1 protein-coding gene is annotated in these 1,464 nt (G+C 60.1%); it reads right to left on the bottom strand.

The window, feature by feature from the left end; genetic code table 11:
- Positions 1 to 7: 7 nt before the first annotated feature.
- Positions 8 to 1,354, bottom strand: a complete 1,347-nt coding sequence (locus DLM46_RS38845; protein WP_115110396.1) for an IS4 family transposase — start codon at positions 1,352 to 1,354, stop codon at positions 8 to 10.
- Positions 1,355 to 1,464: the final 110 nt, after the last annotated feature.

Consider the following 1,464-nt stretch of genomic DNA (forward strand, 5'->3'; position numbering starts at 1 on the left):
CATCTCGTTATACAGAAGTGTCGTAGCCGTCGCGCAAGATCTGGATGGTGATCACAGCATCCATGACTCGCTGCATGCCGATCCACAGCGTCTTCGCGCCCGGTTCGCCATCGCTCTTGCGCCCCAGAAACCCACCCAGTGACGCAATCATCCGTATCATCTGGTTCAGTGTCGGTGTTTTTTTCGGACGGGGTTTTTTTGAGAGCACGTGAGCGCCATGTATCTCGTCAGTCTCAAAGAACAGTGACGCGTCCAGCTCTGGACACGTCCTACCCAGACGCATGAGCCGTGCGATTCGCCACGCTACGACCATGTACAGCACGAGCGCCTTCTCCACCCGCTCCATCTGCGAGAGCTGCAGCGCCTCAACCCGACAGGCGTTTTTCAGTACATTGAAGAGCATTTCTATTTCCCACCTCGCGCGGTACCAGTCAACGAGTTCGATGAGCGCATGCGCATCGCCCGCTTCGCGGTTGGTCACAAGACGCCAGATGACGGGCTTCAGGCCCGCTGGCGCATCCACCTCATACGCCTCGACGCAGGTGAGCGTGACACCGGCGCGCCCGGGCAGCCTGATGCGCTGGCTACGCAGTTCCTGCTTCACTTCACGCGCCTTCTGGCCACTGCGCCCGGGCAGCACGAAGCTGATATGGCCGAGCACGTTACTCGCGTGTACCTTTTCCCACAGCTTTTCTTCGTCCTTCAGGGCACGATTGTGCTGGGAGCGGATCAGCCAGTCAGCCGGTTCGCCCAGTTCCTGCGCACGCTGCATGAGCGCCGCGATGTCGCCTTCACGATCGGCCACATACACCAGTCGCGTGTCAGGCAGGGCCCGTGCCTGCTCGGCCACGATCTCATAGCTTTCGATCCAGCGCGCACTTTCCCTGACACCGCCACGCCTGCCGTTTGCATCACGTGGCTCGCGCGCCCACATCCATGCGTTCATCACCCCCAGCGGCTCCCGATCCGGTGTCACCGCATAAGTCGCGTGAAGATACATGCCCACCTGTGCTTCATAACTGAGCGGGCCGGCCCCTTCGATGTCCTGACCGTGAAAGTTCAGCTCTGTCGTATCGGCAATGCACAGCACCACCGGCAACGCTCCCATGCGCGACGTGGTGCGATCCCAATGCGGCTGCATCATGTCGCGCCAGTCGATGCGCTCATTGCCCAGAAAGCGATATGCCGCCATCGTCTCGGCCCAGCCTTCGCACGCGCCCGGAATGCTGGCCGTGGGCCGGCTGGCGAACCGTTTGACCAGTTCCTTCGCGCGCCGGTCTCGCCGGGGATCGCCCAAATCCAGAGTCTCAAATTCCTCGTCCACCCATGCTCCCACGTCGTCTCGGATCTTCATGCCGAAAATCCGAGAGTAAACGCGAAATCCGCATTGTTAACAACCCCCTTCTGGCTGCTTTGCTATTCCACCATCGTTTCTGGAAGCGTCGATTTGTGTATAACGAGATG

Origin of the sequence: Paraburkholderia lacunae (assembly GCF_003353175.1) — a bacterium.
Classification (GTDB): Bacteria; Pseudomonadota; Gammaproteobacteria; order Burkholderiales; family Burkholderiaceae; genus Paraburkholderia; species Paraburkholderia lacunae.